Origin of the sequence: Zavarzinia sp. CC-PAN008, assembly GCF_051903925.1 — a bacterium.
Classification (GTDB): Bacteria; Pseudomonadota; Alphaproteobacteria; order Zavarziniales; family Zavarziniaceae.
Genome location: NZ_CP173678.1, coordinates 4,523,876 through 4,548,848 on the forward strand (window position 1 = coordinate 4,523,876; position 24,973 = coordinate 4,548,848).

Genomic DNA, 24,973 nt, shown 5'->3' on the forward strand with positions numbered 1-24,973 from the left:
CTCAGGCATCCAGCGCCAGGCGGACGGTATTGCGGCCCGCCGCCTTGGCCGCGTAAAGCGCCTCGTCCGCTGCCGCGATGAGCGCGCCTGGCGCCAGGGGTGCGCCAGCGCCGTGTGTGGCGACACCGATACTGGCGGTGACCACGCCCGCCGGGGCCAGGCCTGGATGGGGGATGCCGGCGGCCTGGATCGCGGCCCGGATGCGCTCGGCCACCGCATGGGCAGCCTGGACGTCCGCGTCCTGCAGGACGATGGCGAATTCCTCACCGCCAAAGCGAAAGGCGCGGTCACCCTCGCCACGCGGGACCTGGCGCAGGATGCCGGCGACGCGCGCCAGGCACTGGTCACCATAGGGATGGCCGGCGGCGTCGTTCAGGCGCTTGAAATGGTCCAGGTCGACCAGCACAAGGGCAATCGCCGCGCCAACGTCGCGGGCGGCCTCCAGCACTTCGTCAAGGGCCCGCCGATTGCCGAGTCCGGTCAGGGGGTCGCGCTTGCTGATGCGTTCGAGTTCGCCTTGCTGCAAGCGTCCAAGCAGGGCCAGGAGGTAGCTGCGCCGGGTCGAGCGTTCCAGCACATGCGCGCCATAGAGGGTCACGAACAGGACCAGTATCTGGAACTGGATGCGCGCCAGGGTCGCGTGGGACAGCCCCTCCGGCAGGCTGAGCAGCGCGACAAGGTAGAGCGCCAGGTCGGCCAGGTAGCATGCGACCAGCACGTGGAACCGCAGGCGCTGGATCAGGGCGATGTACAGGACGCCCACCACCAGCGCCTCGGACATCGCCCAGCGATAGGGCGACTCGCTGAGCAGCACCATGATGATGGGTGACGCCGTCCCCAGGACGTTGGCGGCCCCGATGCAGCCCTCGCGCACGAGCACGGACGGCGTGCCGAACAGCGGCAACAGAAGCAGGAGCATGGCCGGGGTGACGACGCACAGCTGGACCGCCAGGGCCAAGGTGAACACGTCCGGCAGAAGCAGGTATTGCGGCACCAGCAGCGCCTGGAACGAGGCCATCCCCGCGATGTACCAGAGGCGAAGCTGGCGACAGCGGTCGGCACCGGTCTCCGCCTCGAAACGCGCCTCCAGACCCGGTGCGAAACGCAGGCGCAGCGGCGATGGGCGGTCGAGTGCCGCCTGGACCTGGACCCGGTCAGGATGGTCTGCGGTGATACTTGTCATGGGCCGCTAGGAATGCGCCCCTTCCTGGACAGCGTTCGGTTGTGTCAAACCTGATGCCTCCAAGTTAAGAAACATTGCCATGGCCCTGACGACCCCCGCGACACTGGCCCTGAAGAAGCTGGCCATCCCGTTCGACCTGCGAACCTATGACTATGACCCCAGCGCCGAGCGTGTCGGTCTGCAGGCGGCAGAGGCGCTGGGCGAGGATCCGGCCCGTGTGCTGAAGACCCTGATCGCCCAGGTCGACGGCAAGCCCGCCTGCCTGGTCCTGCCCTCCGACCGGGAGGCCAGCATGAAGAAGGTCGCCGCCGCCCTGAGCGGCAAGAGCGGCGCCATGCTGCCGGTGCCGGATGCCGAACGCCTGACGGGGTACAAGGTGGGCGGCGTCAGTCCGTTCGGGCAGCGCAAGCGCCTGCCGACGCTGGTTGATGCCAGCGCGCTGGCCCAGCCGCATGTCTTCGTGAACGGGGGACAGCGCGGCCTGCAGATCCGTTTGACTCCCGCCGACCTGATCCGGGCGGCGACGGCGATTGCCGTCGCGATCACCGCCTGAGCCGCTGGAGGAGCCGACCATGAAGCGCCTGAGCGAAGACGCATTGCGCCATCACGCCGCCGCCTGGATGGAGGCCTGGAACGCCCACGACATATCCGCAGTCCTTGCCCCCTTTGCCGAGGCGGCGGAGTTCACCAGTCCGCGCGCGGCGGAGCTGACCGGGCGCGCCCTGGTGCGTGGTCGGCCGGCCCTGGAAGCCTATTGGCGCAGAGCGCTGACCCAGCGACCCGACCTGCGCTTCCTGCTGCTCGACGTCGTCTGCGACGTGGGGGCCCAGACCGTGGTCGTGCACTACGTCGCCGAAGCCGGAGGGCGACGCCAGCGCGCCTGCGAGATCATGCGCTTCCGCGATGGCGCCCAAGTCGAGGGCGAGGCGCTTTACGGTGCGCTGGAGCCGATCGCCGGAACCTGAGCGGGCGGCATGCGGCCCTGAATGCGGCCGGGTGCTCCCGATGGCAGATCCCCGTCGCGCAGCCAGGCCAGGGCAAGCGGCCACAGCGTCGCCTGGAACCGGGTGTGGAAAAAGGCGAAATGGCCAATCTGGGGCACCCCCAGGTCGGCCGGCGCCACACGCAGGTGCGTCCGCTCTGCACCATCGAAGTAGGCCAGCAGGCGCTCGATCGCGGCCACGGTGCCATAGGGATCGTCATCCAGGCCGATCGCCAGGATCGGCGCCCGCACCGTCGAGAATGTGGCGCGCAGGCGGTCCCCGCGTTGGACCGTGTCCTCGAAGCGGGGCCGCATGCGGGCCCAATCCAGGGCGACGCCTGCCGGCGTGTCCTCCATCCAGCCCAGGCGCTTGGCCGGCATGTAGCCGAAGATGCGCACCAGAAGCGGCATCGCGATGTGCCACTTCGCGACCATGCCGCGCCTTTGACCGGGGGCATAGTCGCGCCAGTGGGCGAACTGGGCGCCTACGGTCACGATGCGCCGCGCCAGGCGGGTGGACGGTGCGCAACCGACCTGGAAGCCGCCGATGGAGTGGGCGACGATGTCCAACGGCTGGCCCGGGAACCGTTCCAGGACATGGCGCAGGGCCCCTTCCAGGTCCAGCTCGCCCCAGTCCGGCCAGTCAGCCTTGAAACCACGCAAGGAGGCCGGTCGCGACTCGCCGATGCCGCGATAGTCGAATGTCAGGACGTCCCAGCCGGCCGCAAACAGCGCCTCGGCAAAGCGTGCATAATAGCGGCAGCGCACCGACGTCGCCGCGGTGATGACGGCGACCGGGCGCTGCCCGCCACCTTCCTGGTGCCAGACGAAGCCGCCGAGCTCCAGCCCATCGGCGGCGGGAAAGCGGATCGGCTGGGCCACCAGGGTCGCGGGGGTGCCGGGGGTCGTGCGGTCCATGGCGCCATGCTGCAATGCCGCGCCGCCGCCGTCGACCGAGCATCCCTTATGGCCCCATGACGCCCGCTGATCGCGCATGCCACGCGCGGCGCGCAAAGCTGGCGGCTGGCCGAATCGCCGCCGCTTCGCCAGTGTGCTGCCCGGATGACCCCAGCGCAGGAAGCAGACCGTCGCCGTTCCCTTCGGGGCATCGCCCTGATGACGGTCGCCATGCTGTCGATCCCGATCGTCGACGGCACCGCCAAGCATCTGGCGCAGAGCTATTCGCCGCTGTTCCTGTCCTGGGCGCGCTACGCCATCGCCTCCTGCGTGGTCGTGCCGTTGTCCGCCTGGCGCAATTGCGGCAGCCCCTTCCCCCGCGACAATCTGGGTGGCCACGTCGCGCGCACGGCGTTCCTGATCATCGCCATGGGGTTCTACTTCTCGGCCCTGCCGCTGATCCCCTGGACCACGGTCGCCAGCGCCTATTTCGTGGCGCCCGTCGTCGCCGTCCTGCTGGCCGTGCCCCTGCTGAAGGAGGCGCTGACCCCAGTCAAGGGCCTCAGCCTTGCCCTGGGCCTGGGGGGAGCGCTGGTCATCCTCCGCCCGGGTGGTCACTTCGATCCCGCGATCCTGCTGGCCTTCGCGGCCGGGATCTTCTTTGCCCTGTACATGATCTCGACCCGGATGGGGGCGCTGACCACCGATCCGGTGCAGATGCTGGCCTTCCAGTCGGTGTGCGGCGCGCTGCTGCTGACCCCGTTCGCCGTGCTGTACTGGCAGACGCCGACCTGGGCCGACGCGCCCGCGTTCCTGGCGCTGGGCACGATCTCGGCGATCAGCCACCAGTTGTCGATCGCGGCGTTCCGCTTCGCCCCCGCCTCGACCCTGGCGCCGCTCGTCTATCTGGAACTGCTGGGCGTTACCGTCTTTGGCCTGGTCGTATTCGGGGAAGTGCCGGACCTGGCGACGGTGGTCGGCGCCGCGCTGATCGTCGGCGCCGGCCTGATCCTGCTCCGTCGCTGACGCCTCAGGCGGCAGCCTTGGCGCCAAGGGCGGCGCACAGCGCGTCGCTTGTCACCAGCGCGCCGAAGATGCCGCCCTCGGTCTCGATCGTATTCAGCGCCGCCTGGTGGTTGGCCTCGACCGTGGCGGCGCAGGCATCGCGCACGACCAGGCACTCATAGCCGCGGTCGGTCGCGTCGCGCAGGGTCGAATGGACACAGACATCCGTCGTGACCCCGCACAGGACCAGGTGGCGGATCTCCCGCACCTTCAGGATCCGCTCCAGGTCGGTGGCGTGGAACGCGGAATAGCCGGCCTTGTCGACCAGCACCTCACCCGGCTGCGGGGCCAACTCGGGGATGATGTCCCAGCCGGCCTCCCCCCGGATCAGCAGGCGGCCCAGCGGCCCCTGCCCGCCAATGCCGATCCCGGCGCGGCGCGAGCGCCAGGCCTTGGCCGATGGCAGGTCCGACAGGTCGGGGCGATGGCCCTCCCGCGTCTGGACGACGAGCGCGCCCCACTGGCTGAGCGCCTCACGCACGCGCACGATGCGCGGCACGATGGTGCGGATGGGCGCCAGGTCATAGCCCATGGACGAGACGTAGCCCCCCTCGTCACAGAAGTCGCGCTGCATGTCGATGACCAGAAGGGCGGTCGAGCGCGGGGCCAGGCGCCCGTCATGGGGCCAGTCATAGGGCTCGGCCGCGATATGGAACGGGGTCACGCGACGGTCCTCCTGCCCTGTACACTGCTCATGCGGGCCACCCTGGGACAGCGAGGGCCGGGGTTCCAGGCAGGAGCTTCGATCCCGGCATCGACGGGTGCGATGCAAGGGGGCCCTGCTGGATGCCGTGGTCCAGGGCCTTCAGGAACTGCCGGATGACGGGGGTTGCACTGCTGCCCCGCTTGCGCACCAGGGTGATCTCGGACATGCGGTTGAACTCGTCCGGCAGCACGGCCCGCATCGCGTCCTGCTCGATCCAGCGCCTAGCATAGTGTTCGGGCAGGAAACCGATATGGCTGCCGGCCAGGACCAGGAAGGCCGCCGCCTCCAGGTTGGTGACGGTCGCGCGGATCGTCTCCTCGCGGTCGCTGACCAGGAAGAAGTCCTGGTGGTTCAGGAACGAGCGGACGACCTTCGTGGCGCTGGCGGCGCCGGCGCGGATCTCCGCCTCACCCCGCACCGCGAACAGGGGATGGCTGCGGCCACAGACCAGGATATCCCGCTCGACATAGAGCGGCTGGTAGCGCAGCGCCGGCAGCTGGCGCTCGGCAATGGTGATGCCGACATCAATGCGCCCCACCGCCACGGCGCGCTCGATCTCCGCCGGGGAAAGCACGTCGATCGAGATGCGCGGCCCGCGGGAGGGCGCATGTCCGGGCCGTGGCGCCAGGCTCGCCAGGGCGCGGGTGACCGGGCAGTGCGGATCGCTGATCAGGTTGTCGATCAGGGCCAGGCGCAGATGCCCGGCCAGGATCCCCTTCAGCGCCTGGGCCCCCTCCTCGAACTCCGACAGGGCATCGACCAGGCGCAGCGCATGGTCGTGCAGTTCGACCCCCCGTTCGGTCAGGGAGAAGCCGGCCCTGCCCCGTTCGCACAGGCGATAGCCCAGGCGCCGCTCCAGTTCTGCAATGTGCGTGCTGATGGTCGACTGGCCCAGGCCCAGCACGCCTTCGGCCGCAGAAAAGCCGCCGCACTCGACCACCGCCAGGAAGATGCGGATGTGGCGCAGGTCGATGGCGGACAATTGCATCGGCGGCCTGCCTCAGCCAACCGCCAGGGGACCGACGCGCAGCGAGCCGTCGGGATTGCGCGCCACATGATGCTGGTGCTGGCGACGCGCCTCGGCCTCGGCCGCCAGATGTGCCTCCAGGGCCTGGAGCCGATCCTCAGGCAGCAGGTCGCGGGCGCGCAACAGCGCCGCCAGGGCCCCGATCCAGCGCGTGTAGTAGGTCGTCTCGTCGGCGATGCAGCCCGCCTTCTCATAGGCCCCGATGTCGTCGATCAGCGCCTGCTGGAAGTCCTTGAGCGTGAACAGGCCGGCTTCCGCCAGGGCCAGGGTCAGGCCGAAGGCCCGCGCCGCCCAGGGTTCGGCAAAGGCGACACCGTCCAGGGCCTCGGGCCGGTCGAGGGCGGCGGCGACCGCCTCCAGGCTCATGGGACGGCAACCTTGGCGACGCCGATCATGGCATCGCGCGTGACGAGTGCTGCCAACGCCTCCTCGTCCAGCCCTTCGGTCCCTGGCGGTCGCTCGGGCAGGACCAGGTAGCGGATCTCGGACACGCTGTCCCAGACCTTGAGCGTCACCTGTGGGGGCAGGTCGAGGCCCATTTCGGACAGGACCTTGCGCGGCTCCCGCACCAGCCGCGAGCGATAGGCGCTCGACTTGTACCAGGCCGGCGGCAGGCCCAGGATCGGCCAGGGGTAGCAGGAGCAAAGGGTACAGACGACGACGTTGTGCGTGGTCGCGGTGTTCTCCACGACGTGCAGCAGCTCCGTCTCCGGTCCGCCGATCCCCAGCTCGGCGCAGGCCTTCAGGCCGTCGGCCAGCAAGCGCGCCTTGAAGTCGGCATCGGTCCAGGCGCGCGCGACGACGCGGGCCCCCGTGCGCGGGCCGACCCGCTCCTCATAGTGCTGGACGATCTCGTCCACCCGCTTGGAGTCGATGATGCCGAGTTCGTGGAGGAGGCTTTCCATCGCCTCGGTGCGGATCGCCTGCCAGGGCTTTTCGTCGGCATGGTCGTGGCCATCGTCGCCATGACGATGACTCTCGCCATGATGGTAGTGGAAGCCGCCCTTGGCCCCGTCGTCGTCATGGTCGTGGTCGTGATCGTGCGCGGACATGGCGCCTACTCCACCCGTTCCAGATAGGCTTCCGACAGGTCGACATTGATCTCGACCCCCGGCTCCGCCGCCTCGCCCCACAATTCCTGCGCCGTGAAGCAGACGTTGTAGACGGGCTGCAGGTTCTCGCCCGCATTGTGGGCGCGGGTGTCGGGAAACACCCAGGCTTGGTCGTTCACCTTGACCACCCGGCCGACATGACCGCGGACATAGGCGCACAATCGCGTGTGGCCGGGCGGGTGCAGGTTGCGCACGCGCACCACCTCGCCCTCGGCGAACAACGGAGCGACCTCAACCTCGTGCCGCCAGGCGCCCCAGCGGATCTTCTGTTCCTCCGGCAGCGGCCAGTTGCGCGCGGCAGGATCGGCGGGCGTCGGGCGTTGCGCGTCGCGGGCGCGCTCGGCGATGCGGCGCTCAACCTCGTGCCGGTGGACGATCCCCTTGCGCGCCAGGATGCTCTCCATGGCGAACAGCCAGCGCCCGTAGTACGTATCGCGCAGGTAGGACGCCGGGTGCATCAGCTCGATCTCGTGCCGGTGCTCGTCCAGGTTATAGATGCCGGTCGTGTCCAGCACCTGGGTGATGCAGAACACCCGGGCCTCCCACCGCGAATGGAAGACGGGCTCGTTCTCTTCCCTGGGCACCGGCCCCAGCCAGTGCATGCCGCCCATGTCGTGGATGCCGTTCATCGCCGCATCTCCCTCACCAGGCCCATCATTCGATCAGCGCCTCGATCCGCCGCTGCAGATCCAGGAAGGCTGGATCATAGCGGTCGTCCAGTGCGGGCGCCGTGGTGTCCGCGTCCAGCAGGACACGGCTGGGCCGGCCGCCCAGGACGATCACGCGGTGACCCACGCTGATCGCCTCCTCCACGTTGTGGGTAACCATCACCATGGTCTTGCCCGTCGCCTGCCAGACGTCGCGCAGCAGCGCCTGCATCCGCCGGCGCAAGGTGACGTCCAGGGCGCTGAACGGTTCGTCCAGGAGCAGGACGCGCGGGTCGATCACGATGGCCCGGGCGATGGCCGCGCGCTGTCGCATCCCGCCCGAGAGCTGATGGGGGTAGCGCCCCTGCGCCTCGCTCAGGCCGACAATGCCCAGGATCGCGTCCAGGCGGCGCTGCTTCTCGGCCGGCGTCCAGTCGCGACGATAGCGCAGGCCAAAGGCCACGTTGCGGCGCACGTTGAGCCAGGGGAACAGGTTGTTCTCCTGGAAGATCATCACGATCTCGGGCGTCGGCCCGCCCAGGAAGCGGCCGTTGTAGAGTATGCCGCCCGTATTCTCGCCGATGACGAAGCCGCCCAGGGCCTTCAGCAGCGTGGTCTTGCCGCAGCCCGACGGACCCAGGATGCAGGTGATCTGGCCGGCGCCGATCGCCAGGTTCAGGTCGGCCAGCGGGCGCACCACCTCTCCCCGCGCGCCCTTGAACGCGACGGTCAGGTGATCGGCCTTGAAGATCGCCTGGCCGGGTGCCACGGCCGCCGCAGCACTCATACCCGCCACCACAGGACGCGGTCGCCGATCAGGGCCAGGATGCGGTCGACCACGAACCCGGCCAGCCCGATGATGACCATGCCGAACATGATCAGCTCGTTGTTGAACAGGTTGCGGCCCATCATGATGATGGCGCCCAGGCCGTCGCGCAGGCCCACCATCTCGGCCACCAGCACCGCCATCCAGGCGGCGATGAAGTTCGTGCGCAGCAGGGTGAACACGCCCGGCAGGATGGCCGGCAGGACAACCCTGACCCAGCGCTCGAACGGCCCCGCGCCCAGGTTGGCGGCCAGCGTGTGGAATTCCGGCGGGATGCGCCGGATCTCCGCCATCGTCGCGATGGTCAGGATGAAATAGACCCCCATGAAGACGATGAAGATCGCCGTCACGTTGGAAATGCCAAAGACGACGATGGCCGTGGGGATCCAGGCGATCGGCGCGATCGGCGCCAGCAGGTGCAGGACCGGGTTGAAGCACCAGGTGGCGAAGCGCGACAGGTCCAGCAATGCGCCGGTCAGCACCGCGCAGACGAAGGCGATCCCCATGCCCAGGAAGACGCGCAGGAAGGTCGAGGCGACGCTCTCCCACACCGTCACCGCCTGGGAGCCGAGGCCGACGCGAAAGCCGCTGTCGGCGACGGCAGCCAGGAACCGGCTGGGCGGCGGCAGGACGCTGGTCAGGGCAAAACCCCCGGCCGCCCCCATCGCCTCCCACAGGCCGACCAGCAGGGCCACGAACAGCGCGCCCACGATGGCCGGCCGCAGACGCTCGCGCGTCGCCTCCATGATGCGATCCCGTCCGCCTGCCCGGTTCTACTTCTCCAGCGCAGTGATCGTCGTCAGGTCGAAGATGTCGGCGGCCTTGGCATCGCCCTTGATGTAGCCCAGGGCTGACAGGTCGCTGACCACGCTCTGGATCGCCTCAAGATCCGGCGTGAAGCTGATCGGCGCAGGGGCCGACTTGAACGAGGCCAGCAGCACCTCGGGCGGCACGCGGAAATAGGTGCCCTTGGTCAGCAGCTCGACCGCCTTGTCCGGCGTCTCGTTGATGATCTTGGCGGCGCAGATCAGGCCTTCCAGATAGGCCTTCACCACCTCCGGCCGCTCGGCCAGCGTCTTGTCCAGCACGCTGACGACCGTGTTCGGCGTGGTGGGCGACCAGGTGGAGGCATTCGTCGTCAGCACGGTCGCCCCGCGCGACACCACCATCTCGGACGTATAGGGCTTGATATGGCTCAGGATCTCGACCTGGCCCGCGCGGAACGCCTCGACCATCGCCAGCAGGTCGTTGAAGTAGACGAACTCGGTCTGGGCCGGGTCGATGCCCAGCTTGGCGAATTCGCGGGTCAGGATCAGCTCCAGCGTGTCGCCCTGAAGCGTCGCGATCTTCAGCTTGGGCTTGCCCGCCGCGATATAGGCCTTGATGTCGGCCATCGTGGTCAGGCCCGTCTCCTTCTGGGCGACGACCTCCATCACGCCCCAGCCGCCGGCGGCCGAGATCACCTTGATCGGAACGCCGCTATTGGCGGCGAAGAAGGGCAGCGTGAACGGGTTGGTGGAGAAGTCGATGGCACCGCCGGCCAGCGCCGCATTGTTGTCGCCCGGATTGGCGAAGAACACCGTCTCCACATCCAGGTTGTACTGTGCGAAGCAGCCGCTTTCCTTGGCCACGAACAGCGGCGCCATGTCGAGCGCCACCAGGTGACCGGCCTTGACCTTGATGGGCTCGGCCTGGGCCGTGGCCGCCGGTCCGCCCTGCACGGCCATGACCAGGGCCAGCGCGCTCAAGCCCCTGCGCATCGCGCCCGCCAAACGACCTGCCTTCATCCCTGCCTCCATCGGCCGCCCGGCCGTTTGCATCGGAAGCCGCGGCGTTCACGACCGCCTCGTGAAGGTCAGGCGCAGCGCGGCTTTGGCAGGTATTTTCCGCAGTGCACCATGCGGAAACAGAGTGCATGTTCAATCAATACATTGATGAAGTCGATGCACCGTCCGACGCCGCCCGGGAGGGTTCAGGCCTGGAGGAGGCGATTCAGGGTCATCGTGACCTGGAGCACGCGATAGGGCTTGGTGATGAACGGGACGTTGGGCGGCAGCTCGTCATTCTGCAGGCGCACATGGCCCGACGTGACGATGACCGCGATTCCGGGCCAGCGCTCCCGCACGGCATAGGCCAAGGCCAGTCCATCCATGGACCCTGGCATGCGGACATCGGTGAAGACGCCGGCAATGTCGCCTCGCGCCTCCAGCAGGGCCAGCGCCTCGTCGGCGTTCTGCGCCTCGACCACGGCGAATCCCGCCTCCTCGAGCGATGCGGCTGTGTCGAGGCGGATAAGCACCTCGTCCTCGACCACCAGGATTGCACCGTGACCAGCCATGCCACCACCCACCACGCCGTACTGAAACCCTGAAACCCAGCCGGATGGATCCCACTCCCGGGCTCCCCGATTCCCTGTCCTGTCTGTGACGGCCATGCCACGAACGTTCCGGGACCCGGCTTTTTGACGCCTTGACGCCCACGACACAAGCGCCGTGGGCTGAGAACTATGCCCCCAGCAATACCGCCACCGGCCAAACCGGGAACAGGTCCGCCAGTCTGACGGACCCGCGCGGCAGGGACTTGGGCGCCCCGTCCAGGACCGGGCGCAGTCCCTGGCCCAGGTCCGGCAGGACCGTGTCGGCCCAATCCTGGGGCCCGGGCAGGCGCCGCCCCCCGTCCGTCAAGGGTGCCAGGAGGCGACCCACGACGACGACCAGGCGCTGGTCCCGGTGGCGCCGCTCGAACGCGACGACCCGCGCCGCATGGCGTCCGCTGGCGACGATCGGGACGTGACGCCCCTGGGCGACCAGGACCGGATGGCGTCGGCGCAGCGGCAGCAGGCGGGCCAGCACGCCCAGCTTGGGCAGGCCTTCGGCCCAGTCGGCCTGTGCCAGAGCATCGGCCGCCTGCGGCAACGCGCCGGACCGGCGCGGATAGTCGACCGGGCGTCGATTGTCGGGATCAACCAGCGAGAGATCCTGAAGCTCCGTCCCCTGATAGATGTCGGGTACACCGGGGATGCAGCACTTGAGTACCGTCTGGGACAGGCCGGACAGCGCGCCAAGTCGCGCGGCGCGCTCGGCCAGCGGCTGGAAGGCTGCGTGAAACTCTGCCGACCTGCCGGGATCCAGCAGCCCCCGGACCCATGCGTCCAGCGCTGCCTCATAGGCGGTGTCGGGATGCATCCAACTGGTTTCGACCTTGCCTTCGCGGGCGGCCTTCTGGACATAGGCGGCAAAGCGGTCGGCGAACCCGGGGGCGGGCACTCCTTCCCACGCACCGACAAGCGCCTGATAGACAAGGTACTCGTGCGTCGGGGACGGCGGCGCGCCGAGCGCGCGGCGGTTCAGGGCGCGCCAATCCTCGACAGCACGGGCCCAGTCGGGCGCCAGTTCGGACAGTGCCGCGATGCGCAGCCGCGCATCCTCGCCCCGCTTGGTATCATGCGTGGCGGTGGCGGTGAGTGCACCCGGCATCTGCGCCTGCCGTGCCTCTGCCTCGGCGTGGAAGGCGGTGACGCTGGTGCCGAAATGCTCGGGCTCGCCACCAACCTCGTTCAGCGCGAGCAGGCGGACATGGCGATAGAAGAGGGTATCCTCCAGCGACTTGGCCATGACCGGCCCGGTCAATTGCTGCAGCTTCATGGCGAAGCGCCGCACGCGGGGCGCGCTGTAGGTCGTCTGCGGGTCCGCCAGCAGGTCCAGGCTCATGCAGTCGCGAATGAAGTCGAAGATCTCGCCATCCGGCCCGAACCAGGTCCGTCGGGCCGCCTCTGTGACCCGCGTGATAAGCTCGCGATCGGCGGGGCTGGCACCGTCCCCGTCGACATAGGTGCGATAGACGGGAAAGGCCACGATGACCGACCGCAGCGCCTGGGCCAGCCGGTCGAAGGCAAAGTCGCGGGTGCGCCAATGGCCCTGCGCGATGCGGTGCAGCGCCCGCGCCAGGACCGTGAATTCGGATGCCAGCATGGTTTCCAGCACGCGCAGCTTGGCCGCTTCCAGCATGCGGGAATAGCTTGCGGTCTCGCCCGTGGCGGTGCGCCAGGCAGCCTCCAGCGGCGCCTCTCCCGCCGGATCGACGAAGAGCCGCAGCATCATGTTGAGGGCCGCATAGCCGGTCTCACCCGTGACCCCTGGCAGTTCGGGCAGCGCCTCACCCGGGCCCAGGATCTTCTCCACCAGCAGGGGGAAAGGGGTTGGCCGGCCCTTTGCCCTGGGCCGCGCGCGGCGCACCAGGCGTGCCAGCCGGTCGCAGTACTGGACCGGATCGAACAGGCCGTCGATATGGTCCAGCCGCAAGCCATGCAGCCGCCCGGCCGCCACCAGGCGTGCGACCAGCTTGTGCACCGCCGTGAAGGTCCGCCTGTCTTCGACGCGAAGGCCGGCAAGGTCGTTCACGTCGAAGAACCGGCGGTAGTTGATCTCGCTGACCGCGACGCGCCAGCTGGCCAGGCGGTAGTGCTGGCGCTCCAGCAGGCGATGGAGAATGCCCGCCGCCTCCAGCCCTCCCTGCCCGGCATCATAGGCAGCCAGGCCGCGCGTCATGACCTCCGCCGCGCCGGGCACGGCGGCCAGGGCGGCATGCAGGGTGGGCGCCTGGTCACGGCGGGGTGCGTTCGCGCCGGGCCACGCCGCCACGACGTCCAGCAGTGCACGACCGGGCGGCGTCTCCCCCGCGCCCGCATGGGCGACGGCCCGACGCACGATCTCGCCATAGCGGTTCGGGCGGATCGGCAGGCAATGGTCGAAGTACCAGCCAACGATCCGCCCGGCCTCGCCATCGAAGCGAAGTTGAATATCGCCCGCCTCCAGCACGGCGCCATAGCTGTCGCCCAGGATCGGCAACAGCACGGTGTTCTGCCGGCCCGGCAGGGGCACGTTCCAGTCGATGTCGAAACTGGCGGCATGTGGTGAGTCCGGCCCCCATTCGAGCACGTCCAGCCACCAGGCATTGTCGCCCTGCCCGACGCCCATGTGATTGGGGACGAAATCCAGGATCAGGCCGATGCCGTGCACCGCCAGCGCGTCGCTCAGGGCCTCGAAGTCCTCGTTCGATCCGATCTCGGGGTTGAGCTGGTTGTGGTCGACGATGTCATAGCCATGGGTCGACCCAGCCCGCGCCTTCAGGAATGGCGAGGCATAGAGGTGGCTGATCCCCAGCTGCGCGAGGTAGGGAACGATGGCCAGGCAATCCCGGAACGTGAACGCTGCCGAGAACTGGACGCGGTAGGTCGCCGTCAATGGGCCGACGGTCATCACGTCGGATCCAGACGCCAAGCGACCTGCCACGGCGCCAGGACGGCGCCCGGCTCCGGCCAGGTGCCCCACAAGGGCTGGCCAGGGGGCGCCGGATCGGCCCAGATGCGGGCCTGGTCGCCCAGGTTGGCGACGAGGTGCAGACCACTGCCGTCGCCCAGCCGCCAACGCGCGCACAGGACGCGGTCGGGGCACATTCTGGCCTCCTCGCCCGCGGCATCGCCCGACAGGCGGGGCACGAGGTGGGCATGGCGCGCGGAGAGGAGGCCCCGCACGAGGTCGAGGCGCGCCTGGTGCCGCGGCTCCAGGCGCTCCGACCAGTCAAGGACCGCCGAGCGGAACGTCGATTCAGCCAGGGCATCGGGCAGGACCGTGCCAGTGGGCAGCTGGTCCATGAATGCCGCGAACTCCCGCGCGCGGCCCTGGCGGACCGCGTCTGCCAGGTCGCCGTCAAAGTCGCAGAAGTACGGGAACGGCTTCCGCGTGCCCCATTCCTCGCCCATGAACAGCATGGGCGGCTGCGGCGCCAGCAACAGGACGGCCAGGGCCGCGGCGACCGCCTCTGCCGGCGCCAGGTGCTCCAGCCGGTCGCCCAGCGCCCGGTTGCCGATCTGGTCGTGATTCTGCAGGAAGTGGACGAACGCAGCCGGCGGCAGGTGCGCGCTGGGCTGACCGCGGGGCACGCCGTTGCGATGCGCCGATGCCTCGCCCTGATAGGCGAAGCCGCTGCTCAGCGTTCGCGCCAGGAGCTGGCCCGGCCCTTCGGCATAGTCTGCGTAATAGCCCCGATCCTCACCCGTCAGCAGGACATGCCAGGCATGGTGATGGTCGTCGTTCCACTGGGCACGGTAGCCGCCCGCCGGAACGGATACGGCCGGATCAAGCAGGTGGGCGACGTTGTCATCGTTCTCCAGAACCAGATGGATGTGACGCCCCGTCTCCTGGGCCAGGGCGCCGACCGCCCGGCTCAGGTCCTCAAGAAGGTGGGGCTCGCCCGGTTCGGGGATCGCATGGACCGCATCCAGGCGCAGGCCGTCAAAGCGGAAGTCGCGCAGCCAGTGAAGCGCGTTCTCGACCGCGAAGCCGCGCACCGGTGCTTGCGTGTAGTCGATGGCGGCACCCCAGGGCGTCGTGTGCCGCTCGGTGAAGAAGGCCGGCGCGTACTGGTGAAGGAAATTCCCGGACGGCCCGAAATGGTTGTACACGACGTCCAGCATGACCATCAGGCCCAGCCCATGCGCGGCGTCGACCAGGCGGCGCAGCGCATCGGGGGTGCCATAGGCGTGATGCGGCGCATAGGGCAGGACGCCGTCATAGCCCCAGCCCCGCTTGCCGGCGAAGGCCGCCAGCGGCATCAGTTCCAGCACCGTGACGCCAGTCGCCACCAGGTGTTCCAGATGGGCCATGACGCCGGCATAGCTGCCGGCTTCGCTGAACGTGCCGACATGCGCCTCCAGGATCACCGCCTCGTGCCAGGGCCGGCCGGTCCAGCCGTCGTTCTGCCAGGAAAAGGGGGTGGTCCAGACCTGCGACGGGCCCATCACGCCCTGTGGCTGGAAGCGTGAGGCGGGATCGGCGACCACCGGCCCGCCGTCGATGCGGAAGCGATAGAGCGCCCCATCGGCCACGTCGGGCATGCCGACCTCGTACCAGCCGTCGCCGACCGCCGGCATGGGGCGGGGCGCTGCCTCGTCCAGCAGCAGGTCTACGGAGCGGGCGGCGGGCGCCCAGAGGCGGAAGACCAGTGTACCGTCGGCCGCCCGGTGCGGCCCGTGGGCAAAGGGCATTGCCAGGACCGCAGGCGGCGGTTCGGCGATCATGCCCCTTCCCCGGCCAGGGCCTCGAACAGGACGACAGTCCGCGGTGGGATCGTCTGCTCCGACCCGGCCGCCAGGACCATGGCGTCGGCCGTGCCGCCCTGCCCACTCCCGTCTGCGGTATCGGTCGTGACGGCCACCTGCCAGCGTGCGTGCGCCGCGCCAGGCAGGACCAGTCCGATCGGGGTTTCCGCGCCGTTGATGGCAACGATGATGGGAGCCTCCCCCGGTTCGGCCGGACCCAGGCAATAGGCCAGGAATCGCGCCTCGGGGAACGACCAGTCGCCATCGTTCATCGGCTGCCCGTCGGGCCGCAGCCACTGCACATCGGGTGTGTCCGCATGAGTGGCGGCGCCCGTCAGATAGCGCTCGCGCCGCAGACTGGCATGGGCCCGGCGAAAGGCCGCAACGCGAGAGACAAAGGCCGTCAGGTCCGCATCGCCGGCAGCCGGCTTGGACCAGTCGACCCAGCCGATGGGATTGTCCTGGCAATAGGTATTGTTGTTGCCGCCCTGGCCGTTGCCGACCTCGTCCCCCGCCAGCAGCAGCGGCACGCCTTGCGCAATCAGCAGGCTGGCCAGCAGGTTGCGCTTCGTGCGTGCCCGCAGGTCCAGGATGGCGGCATCGTCCGTCGGTCCCTCAGCCCCCCAATTGGCGCTGAAGTTCTCGTCGCTGCCGTCGCGATTGTCCTCGCCATTGGCGTCGTTGTGCTTGCTTGTGTAGCTGACCAGGTCGGCCAGGGTGAACCCGTCATGGACGGTCACATGGTTGACGCTGGCGCACGGGTCGCGCCCGCCCGGGCCATAGATCTCGGCAGATCCCGACAGGCAATGCGCCAGGTCACCGATGATGCCGCCGTCGCCCCGCCAGAAGCGGCGCAGCGTCTGCCGGCAATGATCGTTCCACTCCGACCAGCCGGAGGGAAAGGCGCCAACCTGGTATCCGCCAAGCCCGATGTCCCACGGCTCCGCCACCAGCTTGACCCCGGCCAGGATCGGGTCCTGCCGCACCGCCTGGAAGAAGGGATGGTTCTGCTCGAACCCGTTCGGGCCGCGGGCCAGCGTCGTCGCCAGATCGAAGCGGAAGCCGTCGACATGGCAGGTCTCGGCCCAGTAGCGAAGCGAATCCATGACCATCTGCAGCACGCGCGGATGGCTCAGGTTCAGGGCATTGCCGCAGCCGGTATAGTTCTCGTAGTAGCGCGGATTGTCAGGCGTCAGCCAGTAGTAGGAGGCATTGTCGATCCCCTTGAACGACAGGGTGGGACCGGCATGGTTCCCCTCGCACGTGTGGTTGTAGACCACATCCAGGATCACCTCGAACCCGGCATCGTGAAGGCGCGCCACCATCGACTTGAACTCGGCCACCGCATTGCCGAAGGCGTAGCGCGGCTCGGGCGCAAAGAAGCCGAGCGTGCTGTAACCCCAATAGTTCCTGAGGTTGCGCTGGACGAGGTATCGGTCGTCGGCAAAGGCATGGATCGGCAGGAGCTCGATCGACGTGACGCCCAGCCGTCGCAGGTGATCCAGCAAGGCAGGGGAGCCCAGTGCGCGATAGGAGCCGCGCAGGTGGGACGGCACATCCGGGTGCTGCATCGTCAGCCCCTTCACGTGCGCCTCGTAGAAGATGGTGTCCGACCACCGGACCCGGGGCCGTCGGTCCTGGCCCCAGGTAAAGGCATCGTCGACCACGACCGCTTTCGGCATGAAGCGGGCGCTGTCGCGGCGGTCGAAGCTCAGGTCCTCGCGCCGGGAGCCGATGCGGTAGCCGAAATGCGCATCGTTCCAGTTCAGGCGACCGGCCAGGGCCTTGGCATAGGGGTCGAGAAGCAACTTGTGCGGGTTGAAGCGGTGACCCTGTTCCGGTGCATAGGGGCCGTGGACGCGATAGCCGTAGAGCTGGCCCGGCCAGACATCGGCAATGCGGCCGTGCCAGATGTCGCCGGTACGTTCCGGCAGAGCGATGCGTGCTGTCTCGCGCTGGCCATCCGCGTCGAACAGGCACAGCTCGACCTTTTCCGCATGGGCCGAGAACAACGCGAAGTTGGCGCCCCGGCCGTCCCACTGGGCGCCCAGCCGATCCGACGTCCCCCCTTCGATGCGCATCAGCCAACCTCCGGAACCAGGAACAGCGCGGCCAAGGGCGGCAGCGTCAGACCCAGTCCAAAGCCGCCAGAGCCGTCCGGTTCCGCCGCCACGATGCCGTGGTTGCCGACATTGCTGCCGCCATAGACGGATGCATCGGTATTGAGGACTTCGCGCCACGGCCCGCCCATCGGCACGGGCACGCGATAGCCGTGATGGACCTGGGGCGTGAAGTTGACGACGACCAGGCAGGGGCGGTCTTGGCCCACGCTGCGGCGGATCCAGGCGAACACGCTGTTGCCCGCATCCTGCTCAACCACCCAGGCAAAGCCCTCGGCAGCACAGTCCAGCCGGTGCAGCGCCGGCACGTCCCGATACAGGTGGTTCAGGTCGCGGATCAGGCGCTGCACACCGGCGTGCGGCGCGTCCTCCAGCACATGCCAGTCGAGCGCGCGCTCCTCGCTCCACTCGCGCGCCTGCGCCAGTTCAGCTCCCATGAACAGCAGCTTCTTGCCCGGATGGCCGAACATGAAGGCGTAGTAGGCCCGCAAGGTCGCGAAGCGCTGCCAGTCGTCGCCGGGCATCCGGCCCAGGATCGTCCCCTTGCCGTGCACCACCTCGTCATGGCTCAGGGGCAGGATGAAGTTCTCGCTGAAGGCATAGTGCAGGCCGAAGGTGATCTCGCCATGGTGATGGCGGCGATGGACCGGATCGCGGGACACGTATTTCAGCGTGTCGTGCATCCACCCCATGTTCCACTTGTAGCCGAAGCCCAGGCCCCCGACGTCGGTGGGTCGGGAGACGCCGGGCCAGGCGGTCGATTCCTCCGCCATCGTCGTGGCGCCGGGATTGCGGCCGAACACCTCCACGTTCATGCGGCGCAGGAAGTCGATCGCCTCCAGGTTCTCGCGCCCGCCATGGGCATTGGGCACCCACTGGTCGGCGGCCCTGCTGTAGTCGAGATAGAGCATGGAGGCGACGGCATCGACCCGCAGCGCGTCCACGCCGAACACCTCGATCCAGTAGAGGCCGCTGGCCAGCAGGAAGTTCGCAACCTCGGCCCGGCCCAGGTTGTAGATCAGCGTGCCCCAGTCCTGGTGCCGGCCCTGTCGCGGGTCCGCGTGCTCGTACAGCGCCGTCCCGTCGAAGCGGGCGAGGCCAAAGGCATCGTCGGGAAAGTGCGCGGGCACCCAGTCCAGGATCACGGCCAGGCCATGGGCATGGCAGGCGTCGACCAGCGCCTTGAAGTCGGCGGGACTGCCGAACCGCGACGTCGGCGCGAACAGGCCCGTCGTCTGATAGCCCCAGGAGCCATCGAACGGATGCTCCATGATGGGCAGGAACTCGACATGGGTGAAGCCCATGTCCGCGACATAGGCGGGCAGTTGGTCCGCCAGCTCGCGATAGGTCAGCCAGCGATTTCCGTCCCCCCGCCGCCATGACCCCAAGTGCACCTCGTAGATCGAGATGGGCGCATCCAGGGAATTGGCCCGTGCATCGCCGCGGGTCGGCCGGCCGAGCACCGCCGGATCGGCGATGACGGAGGCATTGGCCGGCCGCAATTCCGCTGCGGCGGCGAACGGGTCGGCCTTCAGCGGGAGGAGATGGCCGTGCGCGTCCTCCAGCTCGTACTTGTAGCGCATTCCGACCGCGGCGCCGGGCACGAAGCCGGACCACAGGCCCGGCCCCTCGACCCGCAAGGGGTGGGCCCGACCGTCCCAGGCGTTGAAATCGCCCACGATGCTGACGCGCCGCGCATTGGGCGCCCACACGGCAAAGAATGTTCCCGCAGCACCCTCGCACTCCCCCGGATGGGCCCCCAGCCTGCGCCAGGCCTCCAGCAGGCGCCCGTGGCCCCAGAGATGCAGGTCGAGGTCACCCAGCCAGCGTTGGCCCTGCCCCGTGCCGCTCACGAGGCGGCCCCGTCGTCCAGCAGGATGCGGACGATGCCAGCCAATGGCAGGTGGACCCAGTCGGGACGGTTGTTCAGCTCGTAGTGGATCTCGTGCACCGCCTTTTCGAGAATGAAGAACGAGAGCAGGCGATTTGCCAGTTCCGGTTCCTGCGGCCACAGCGCACTGTCGCCCATGGTCGTGCGGTAGATGCCCAGATAGGCCTGCTCGATCATGCCGCGCCAGGCCTCGACCTGGGGCGTCAGCGTCTCGCGCGCCTCGGGGAAGCGCTGCACGACACGGTCCAGGGCGGCCCAGCCGGCATAGTCGAACGAACGCAGCATTCCTGCGACGTCGCGGGCGACCGGTGCCTTGTCCCGCCGCCGCGCGATGGGCTGCATCGGCTCGCCCTCGAAATCGACGATGGCGACATCGGCCTGCACGATCATCACCTGGCCCAGGTGGAAGTCGCCGTGATGGCGGGCCTTCAGCGCCGGCAGGTCCGAGGGCAGAAGGCCACGCACCCGCTCCATCGCCCGCTCGCGCGCCGCCCGCAGGCGGGACGCCAGGTCATGCGCCAGGGGGCTGAGCCTGTCGCCCAGCGCTTCGAGCGCAGCCAGGGCATTTTCCAGTTCGGCGATCAGGTCGTCGGTCCAGGCGGCGATGTCGGCAGCGGCGATCGCCTCCGGCTCCAGCGCCGGATCGTCCACGGCCGAGCCCAGGGCCAGATGCAGTTCGGCCGTGCGCAGGCCCAATTGCTGCACCCGCTGGAGATAGGCGCCGTGCAGCACCTCGCCCGGGATCGGCTCGGCCGTGACGAGCAGCATCTCCTCCAGGACACGGTCCAGGTGGTTGGCGGTCAGGGTCCAGCCATCGCCCTGGTTCCAGACATAGCCGTGCACCACGCCGACCGCGGTATGGGTCTCGCCCTCAACCCACTCGATCGAGCCGAGGAGCGGTGGAACGTGCGCGAACTGCGCGACATCGGTCAGGAAGCGGCCGATCTCGATCTCCGGGTTGATGCCGGGCTGCAGGCGGCGATAGGTCTTCATCACCAGCGCATCGTCCACGATTGTAGTGGAGTTCGACTGCTCTACGCCGATCGCGCGGATCGCCTCGAACGGGGGCAGGCCCTGCTCGCGGAAGCGCTGCGTCGGGTTGAAGACCAGGCGGCCCTGGCCGGTCTCGACCTCTGCCCCGTCCAACAGCAGGCGCAGCGCCGTCGTCACGAAGCGGGGATCGCCGGCCGCGTCGACCAGGACGCCTTCCTTCGGGCCCTTGCGCACGCGGCTGATCACGGTATTCGGCGCGTTGGCCTGAAGATCCAGGCGGCTCCATTCGATATCAAGCGGCAGGGCATAGCGGGCCACGGCCGCTCCGGCCGTCGTCTCGATCACCGCCAGCGCAGGCCCCGGCGCACCCTGGGCCAGGGGCAGCACCGCCTGAACCGTGATCGCGGGAACGGTGCCCGACTTGGCCGCATACCAGCGCCGGTTGGCGACATAGGCAGGCAGGATGTCGCGCTCGACCGTCTGACGCGAGCGGCCCTCGCGCAGCGCGCGCCAGCCATCGCTCATTACCAGCGTGACCAAGTCGGCCCGCGGTGCCGGCGCTTCCGGCATGCCCCCTTCCGGCACCGTCAGTTGGAACCAGAAGAAGCCATAGGGCTGCAGCGTCACGACGAACGGCGCTTCCCCGATGGTCGGGAAGGCGGTGCGGCCCAGCAGTTCGACCGGCACCCGTCCGCGATAGGCCGACAGGTCCAGCTCCGCCGCCTGGGCTGCACGCGACAGGTTCGCGACGCACAGCACCACCGTATCCTCGTGGATGCGGAGATAGGCAAAGACCGAGCGGTTGGCCGGATAGAGGAAGCTGAGCGAGCCGCGGCCGAAGACGTTCATCGTCTTGCGGACGGCGATGATGCGCTTGGTCCAGCTCAGCAGCGACGAGACGCTGCGCGACTGCGCCTCCACGTTGACCGACTGGAAGCCATAGACCGGGTCCATGATCGCCGGCAGGTAGAGCCGCGCGGGATCGCAGCGGGAGAAGCCGCCATTGCGGTCGGGCGTCCACTGCATCGGCGTCCGCACGCCATTGCGGTCGCCGAGGTAGAAGTTGTCCCCCATGCCGATCTCGTCCCCGTAGTAGAGGAACGGTGTGCCGGGCATCGAGAACAGCAGGCTGTTCATCAGCTCGATCTTGCGCCGGTCGTTTTCCATAAGAGGCGCCAGACGCCTGCGGATGCCAACATTGATGCGCGCCGCCTTGTCCGCCGCATAGGTCGACCACAGGTAGTCGCGCTCCATGTCGGTGACCATCTCAAGCGTCAGCTCGTCATGGTTGCGCAGGAACATGGCCCATTGGCAGTTGGCCGGGATGTCCGGCGTCTGCCGCATGATGTCGGTGATCGGGTGGCGGTCCTCCTGCGCGATCGCCATGAACATGCGCGGCATCAACGGGAAGTGGTACGCCATGTGGCATTCGTCGCCATCGCCGTCCCCGAAATAGGCGCTGACGTCCTCCGGCCACATGTTGGCTTCCGCCAGAAACAGGCGGCCCGGCGCATAAGCATCCAGCTCACGGCGCAGCGCCTTCACCACCTCGTGGGTCTCGGCCAGGTTCTCGTTGATCGTGCCGTCGCGTTCGATCAGGTATGGGATCGCATCCAGCCGGAACCCGTCGATCCCGAAGTCGAGCCAGAACTTCATCGTCTGGACGATCGCGCGGAAGACCTGCGGATTGTCGTAGTTCAGGTCCGGCTGATGCGAGAAGAAGCGGTGCCAGTAATAGGCCCCCGCCACCGGGTCCCAGGTCCAGTTCGACTTCTCCGTATCCGTGAATATGATCCGGGTTTCCTGGTACTTCTGATCGGTATCGCTCCAGACGTACCAATCGCGATACTTGCTGCCCTTCTTCGCCGCGCGCGCGCGCTGGAACCAGGGATGCTGGTCGGACGTGTGGTTGATGACCAGTTCGGTGATGACGCGCAGGCCCCGGCGTTTTGCCTCGTCCATGAACAGTCGGAAGTCGCGCATCGTCCCGTAGGCCGGGTTGATCGAGCGGTAGTCCGAAATGTCGTAGCCGTCGTCCCGCTGCGGGCTGGGATAGAACGGCAACAACCAGATGCAGGTCACCCCCAGGTCCTGGAGGTAGTCCAGCCGCTCGGTCAGGCCCTTGAAGTCGCCGATGCCGTCGCCGTTGCCGTCGGCGAATGCCTTGACGTGCAATTCGTAGAAGACGGCATCCTTGAACCAGTCGGCATCGCCCGGGATCACCATCGCGGTCGCCGGCCGCGCCGCTTCGATCACGGTATCGCCAGCATCCACAGCGGCATGGTGGGGGATCGCAGTATCAGGCATGGGTCAGGCACCGCAGCAGCATCACAGGGTCCTGTTCAGGGTCGATTGTCATGCGCACGCCACCCCACTCGATGGGCTGGCGCTCGCCGGTTGCCAGGTTCTCAACCGCTGCGACGCGGGCGCGCGCCTCAGGCGGACCGACCTCCAGGTCGCCGAAATGGAACCAGAAGGTGCGTGGCCCCCCGCCCTGGAGCGCCACCGCGACGGCGACCACGTTGTGGTGGTCCTTCGATTCCTTGACGAAGCCCAGGATCTGATCGTCATCGACCGCGACGAAGCGTAGGTTGCGCGTCTGTTGCAGGGCCGGGTTCTGCTGGCGGCTACGGTTCAGGCGGGCCAGGAAGTCCTTGATGTTCCCCGGAGCATTCCAGTCACGCACCTTGAATTCGTACTTTTCCGAGTCCAGGTACTCTTCCTTGTTGGGGACTGGCGTCGCCTCGCACAATTCATAGCCGTTCAGCATGCCCCACACGCCCGACAGGGTCGCCGCCAGCCCAGCGCGGGCCATGAACATGCCGCGACTGGCGTTCTGCAGGTGCCAGGGCAGGATGTCGGGCGTTGTCGGCATGAAGTTGGGCTGCATGTACTCCTTGGCGACGCTGGTCGTGAGTTCGGTCAGGTAGTCGATGAACTCCTGTTTGCCCGTGCGCCACGTGAAATAGGTGTAGGACTGGGTGAAGCCGATCTTGGCCAAGGCCTTCATGACCTTGGGCCGGGTAAAGGCTTCCGACAGGAAGATCACGCCGGGATCGCGGCGCTTCACCTCGGCAATCAGCCATTCCCAGAAGCGGAACGGCTTGGTGTGGGGATTGTCGACCCGGAAACAGCGCACACCCTGGTCGACCCAGAACAGCGTGACGTCCAGCAGGGCCTGCCACAGGCCGCCTGCGTCGGCGCCATGGAAGTCGACATTGACGATGTCCTGGTACTTCTTGGGCGGGTTCTCGGCATAGCGGATCGTCCCGTCCGGCCGCTTGCGGAACCAGTCGGGATGCTCCTTCAGCCACGGGTGATCGGGGGAGCACTGGATGGCGAAGTCCAGCGCCACCTCCATCCCGTGTCCGCGCGCCTCCGCCACCAGGCGGCGAAAACCGTCCATGCCGCCAAGCTCGGGATGCACGGCATCGTGCCCACCCTCGGCCCCGCCGATGGCATAGGGGCTGCCCGGCTCACCCGGCTCAGCCGTCACGGCGTTGTTGCGCCCCTTGCGATGGCTGAGGCCGATCGGATGGATCGGCAGCAGGTACAACGTGTCAAAGCCCATGGCGGCAATGTCGGGCAGGCGCGCGACGCAGTCGTCGAACGTGGCCCCCTGCCCCGGCTGCTGCCCCTGGCTGCGCGGCACCATCGTGTACCAGGCGGCAAAGCCGGCACGCGGACGGTCCACGACCATCGGCAGGCCTTCGCTGTACACAATGTCCGAACGTGCCTGCACCCTGCTCATCGCCTCGGCCAGGGTCGGCTGAAGGAGGACGGCGGGTTCCCCGCTTGCCTCGAAAGCACCCAGCGCCCGGGCAATCGCGTCGCCGTCCGGCCCGTCGCCCGGCGCCGCCTGGAGGAGCATTGCGCCCTCGCGGCATTCCAGACTGACGTCCTGGCCAGCGGCCCGCTTCAGCTCGACCTCCCGGCGCCAGGTAGCAAACGTGTCCGTCCAGGCGGCGATGCGGTAGGTCAGGCGGCCAGGCCCGATCGCCGGAAAACGGCCCGTCCAGCGGTCGTTCTCCAACAGCCGCATGGGCGCCGCCTGCCACGGCCCATCGCCGGTGCGCCACTGGACCTCGACGGCCAGCACTTCGTGCCCATCGCTGAAGACATCGGCCCAGACGTCGACGATGTCGCCGTCGATGCGCTTCACCGCATGGCGTCCGCCGTCGACGATCGGCCAGACGTCCTCGATCAGGGGACGGGCGCGATCCGTCCAGGGCTGGACAGGGTCAAGCACCTGAGCGGTGGGCTGAGGCTGTTGAACCACCTTGCGGTTTCGCGCCTTGGCGGGTGCGGCGGCAGGCATCCCATCCCGATCCTTCCGCAAAGCCCCAGGACGCGCGGCGCCGCTGCCCTCATGCTCCATGCCAACGCTCCAGTCCTTGCACGCACGTCGCTATGCCACGCCCCGGG

19 protein-coding genes and 1 pseudogene are annotated in these 24,973 nt (G+C 68.4%); 3 read left to right on the top strand and 17 right to left on the bottom strand.

The genetic code is table 11. The features are described 5' to 3' along the window. Position 1: 1 nt before the first annotated feature. Entirely contained in the window at positions 2 to 1,183 is a 1,182-nt protein-coding gene (locus ACI6GS_RS21010; RefSeq protein WP_439815427.1) for a GGDEF domain-containing protein, read from the bottom strand. Between the two features lie 79 nt (positions 1,184 to 1,262). Here ACI6GS_RS21010 and ybaK point away from each other — a divergent pair, with 79 nt between their 5' ends. Together ybaK and ACI6GS_RS21020 are read left to right on the top strand one after the other, a co-directional pair. After that, positions 1,263 to 1,736 (top strand): Cys-tRNA(Pro) deacylase, encoded by a 474-nt coding sequence (ybaK, locus tag ACI6GS_RS21015; protein WP_439815428.1) that lies wholly within the window; start codon positions 1,263 to 1,265, stop codon positions 1,734 to 1,736. 19 nt (positions 1,737 to 1,755) lie between these two features. Continuing rightward, positions 1,756 to 2,148, top strand: coding sequence for a nuclear transport factor 2 family protein (locus tag ACI6GS_RS21020; RefSeq protein ID WP_439815429.1), 393 nt, complete (start codon positions 1,756 to 1,758; stop codon positions 2,146 to 2,148). On the opposite strand, the gene ACI6GS_RS21025 is transcribed toward ACI6GS_RS21020, so the two are convergent. Continuing rightward, on the bottom strand, positions 2,115 to 3,083 hold the full coding sequence (locus tag ACI6GS_RS21025; RefSeq protein WP_439815430.1) for an alpha/beta hydrolase family protein: 969 nt from the start codon (positions 3,081 to 3,083) through the stop codon (positions 2,115 to 2,117). The genes ACI6GS_RS21020 and ACI6GS_RS21025 overlap by 34 nt on opposite strands. A gap of 144 nt (positions 3,084 to 3,227) precedes the next feature. On the opposite strand from ACI6GS_RS21025, the gene ACI6GS_RS21030 reads away from it, so the two are divergent. Next, complete coding sequence (locus tag ACI6GS_RS21030) at positions 3,228 to 4,088, top strand: DMT family transporter (RefSeq protein ID WP_439815431.1); 861 nt, start codon at positions 3,228 to 3,230, stop codon at positions 4,086 to 4,088. A 4-nt stretch (positions 4,089 to 4,092) separates the two neighbouring features. Here ACI6GS_RS21030 and ACI6GS_RS21035 read toward each other — a convergent pair whose 3' ends face one another. The 15 genes and pseudogenes from ACI6GS_RS21035 to ACI6GS_RS21105 all read right to left on the bottom strand — a co-directional run bounded on the left by ACI6GS_RS21035 (position 4,093) and on the right by ACI6GS_RS21105 (position 24,866). Further along, complete coding sequence (locus tag ACI6GS_RS21035; RefSeq protein ID WP_439815432.1) at positions 4,093 to 4,791, bottom strand: cysteine hydrolase family protein; 699 nt, start codon at positions 4,789 to 4,791, stop codon at positions 4,093 to 4,095. 28 nt (positions 4,792 to 4,819) lie between these two features. Continuing rightward, positions 4,820 to 5,821 carry a LysR family transcriptional regulator gene (locus tag ACI6GS_RS21040; protein WP_439815433.1) on the bottom strand — a complete coding sequence of 334 codons (1,002 nt, stop codon included), beginning with the start codon at positions 5,819 to 5,821 and terminating at the stop codon, positions 4,820 to 4,822. A gap of 12 nt (positions 5,822 to 5,833) precedes the next feature. Further along, on the bottom strand, positions 5,834 to 6,226 hold the full coding sequence (locus tag ACI6GS_RS21045) for a nitrile hydratase accessory protein (RefSeq protein WP_439815434.1): 393 nt from the start codon (positions 6,224 to 6,226) through the stop codon (positions 5,834 to 5,836). Next, a complete protein-coding gene (gene nthA, locus ACI6GS_RS21050) occupies positions 6,223 to 6,912 on the bottom strand; it encodes a nitrile hydratase subunit alpha (protein WP_439815435.1) in 690 nt (229 codons plus the stop codon). Before nthA ends, ACI6GS_RS21045 begins: the two co-directional genes overlap by 4 nt. Before the next feature lie 5 nt (positions 6,913 to 6,917). Continuing rightward, positions 6,918 to 7,601: a nitrile hydratase subunit beta gene (gene nthB / locus ACI6GS_RS21055; protein WP_439815436.1), complete on the bottom strand. Its 684-nt coding sequence runs from the start codon at positions 7,599 to 7,601 to the stop codon at positions 6,918 to 6,920. 25 nt (positions 7,602 to 7,626) lie between these two features. Beyond that, a complete protein-coding gene (locus tag ACI6GS_RS21060) occupies positions 7,627 to 8,406 on the bottom strand; it encodes an ABC transporter ATP-binding protein (protein ID WP_439815437.1) in 780 nt (259 codons plus the stop codon). After that, on the bottom strand, positions 8,403 to 9,191 hold the full coding sequence (locus tag ACI6GS_RS21065; protein WP_439815438.1) for an ABC transporter permease: 789 nt from the start codon (positions 9,189 to 9,191) through the stop codon (positions 8,403 to 8,405). The genes ACI6GS_RS21060 and ACI6GS_RS21065 overlap by 4 nt, the downstream gene beginning before the upstream one ends. A 27-nt stretch (positions 9,192 to 9,218) precedes the next feature. After that, a complete protein-coding gene (locus ACI6GS_RS21070; protein ID WP_439815439.1) occupies positions 9,219 to 10,232 on the bottom strand; it encodes an ABC transporter substrate-binding protein in 1,014 nt (337 codons plus the stop codon). Positions 10,233 to 10,417: 185 nt separating this feature from the next. Further along, on the bottom strand, positions 10,418 to 10,783 hold the full coding sequence (locus tag ACI6GS_RS21075) for a response regulator (RefSeq protein WP_439815440.1): 366 nt from the start codon (positions 10,781 to 10,783) through the stop codon (positions 10,418 to 10,420). A 166-nt stretch (positions 10,784 to 10,949) separates the two neighbouring features. Then, positions 10,950 to 13,703, bottom strand: a complete 2,754-nt coding sequence (gene treY, locus ACI6GS_RS21080) for a malto-oligosyltrehalose synthase (RefSeq protein WP_439815441.1) — start codon at positions 13,701 to 13,703, stop codon at positions 10,950 to 10,952. Next, entirely contained in the window at positions 13,703 to 15,523 is a 1,821-nt protein-coding gene (gene treZ / locus ACI6GS_RS21085) for a malto-oligosyltrehalose trehalohydrolase (protein WP_439815442.1), read from the bottom strand. Before treZ ends, treY begins: the two co-directional genes overlap by 1 nt. Further along, positions 15,520 to 17,625 carry a glycogen debranching protein GlgX gene (glgX, locus tag ACI6GS_RS21090; RefSeq protein ID WP_439815443.1) on the bottom strand — a complete coding sequence of 702 codons (2,106 nt, stop codon included), beginning with the start codon at positions 17,623 to 17,625 and terminating at the stop codon, positions 15,520 to 15,522. Before glgX ends, treZ begins: the two co-directional genes overlap by 4 nt. Further along, positions 17,625 to 19,676 (bottom strand): 1,4-alpha-glucan branching protein GlgB, encoded by a 2,052-nt coding sequence (glgB, locus tag ACI6GS_RS21095; RefSeq protein WP_439815444.1) that lies wholly within the window; start codon positions 19,674 to 19,676, stop codon positions 17,625 to 17,627. The genes glgX and glgB overlap by 1 nt, the downstream gene beginning before the upstream one ends. Further along, positions 19,598 to 22,855: pseudogene (gene treS / locus ACI6GS_RS21100) on the bottom strand (maltose alpha-D-glucosyltransferase); the annotation flags it as partial. The gene glgB and the pseudogene treS, both read right to left, overlap by 79 nt. Further along, positions 22,848 to 24,866: an alpha-1,4-glucan--maltose-1-phosphate maltosyltransferase gene (locus ACI6GS_RS21105; RefSeq protein WP_439815445.1), complete on the bottom strand. Its 2,019-nt coding sequence runs from the start codon at positions 24,864 to 24,866 to the stop codon at positions 22,848 to 22,850. The pseudogene treS and the gene ACI6GS_RS21105, both read right to left, overlap by 8 nt. Positions 24,867 to 24,973: the final 107 nt, after the last annotated feature.

What these genes read in the sequence shown, in the direction of transcription:
- ACI6GS_RS21010 (WP_439815427.1), bottom strand. Translation starts at nt 1,183, where the DNA reads ATGACAAGTATCACCGCAGACCATCCTGACCGGGTCCAGGTCCAGGCG.
- ybaK (WP_439815428.1), top strand. Translation starts at nt 1,263, where the DNA reads ATGGCCCTGACGACCCCCGCGACACTGGCCCTGAAGAAGCTGGCCATC.
- ACI6GS_RS21020 (WP_439815429.1), top strand. Translation starts at nt 1,756, where the DNA reads ATGAAGCGCCTGAGCGAAGACGCATTGCGCCATCACGCCGCCGCCTGG.
- ACI6GS_RS21025 (WP_439815430.1), bottom strand. Translation starts at nt 3,083, where the DNA reads ATGGACCGCACGACCCCCGGCACCCCCGCGACCCTGGTGGCCCAGCCG.
- ACI6GS_RS21030 (WP_439815431.1), top strand. Translation starts at nt 3,228, where the DNA reads ATGACCCCAGCGCAGGAAGCAGACCGTCGCCGTTCCCTTCGGGGCATC.
- ACI6GS_RS21040 (WP_439815433.1), bottom strand. Translation starts at nt 5,821, where the DNA reads ATGCAATTGTCCGCCATCGACCTGCGCCACATCCGCATCTTCCTGGCG.
- ACI6GS_RS21045 (WP_439815434.1), bottom strand. Translation starts at nt 6,226, where the DNA reads ATGAGCCTGGAGGCGGTCGCCGCCGCCCTCGACCGGCCCGAGGCCCTG.
- nthA (WP_439815435.1), bottom strand. Translation starts at nt 6,912, where the DNA reads ATGTCCGCGCACGATCACGACCACGACCATGACGACGACGGGGCCAAG.
- nthB (WP_439815436.1), bottom strand. Translation starts at nt 7,601, where the DNA reads ATGAACGGCATCCACGACATGGGCGGCATGCACTGGCTGGGGCCGGTG.
- ACI6GS_RS21060 (WP_439815437.1), bottom strand. Translation starts at nt 8,406, where the DNA reads ATGAGTGCTGCGGCGGCCGTGGCACCCGGCCAGGCGATCTTCAAGGCC.
- ACI6GS_RS21065 (WP_439815438.1), bottom strand. Translation starts at nt 9,191, where the DNA reads ATGGAGGCGACGCGCGAGCGTCTGCGGCCGGCCATCGTGGGCGCGCTG.
- ACI6GS_RS21070 (WP_439815439.1), bottom strand. Translation starts at nt 10,232, where the DNA reads ATGAAGGCAGGTCGTTTGGCGGGCGCGATGCGCAGGGGCTTGAGCGCG.
- ACI6GS_RS21075 (WP_439815440.1), bottom strand. Translation starts at nt 10,783, where the DNA reads ATGGCTGGTCACGGTGCAATCCTGGTGGTCGAGGACGAGGTGCTTATC.
- treY (WP_439815441.1), bottom strand. Translation starts at nt 13,703, where the DNA reads ATGACCGTCGGCCCATTGACGGCGACCTACCGCGTCCAGTTCTCGGCA.
- treZ (WP_439815442.1), bottom strand. Translation starts at nt 15,523, where the DNA reads ATGATCGCCGAACCGCCGCCTGCGGTCCTGGCAATGCCCTTTGCCCAC.
- glgX (WP_439815443.1), bottom strand. Translation starts at nt 17,625, where the DNA reads ATGCGCATCGAAGGGGGGACGTCGGATCGGCTGGGCGCCCAGTGGGAC.
- ACI6GS_RS21105 (WP_439815445.1), bottom strand. Translation starts at nt 24,866, where the DNA reads ATGCCTGCCGCCGCACCCGCCAAGGCGCGAAACCGCAAGGTGGTTCAA.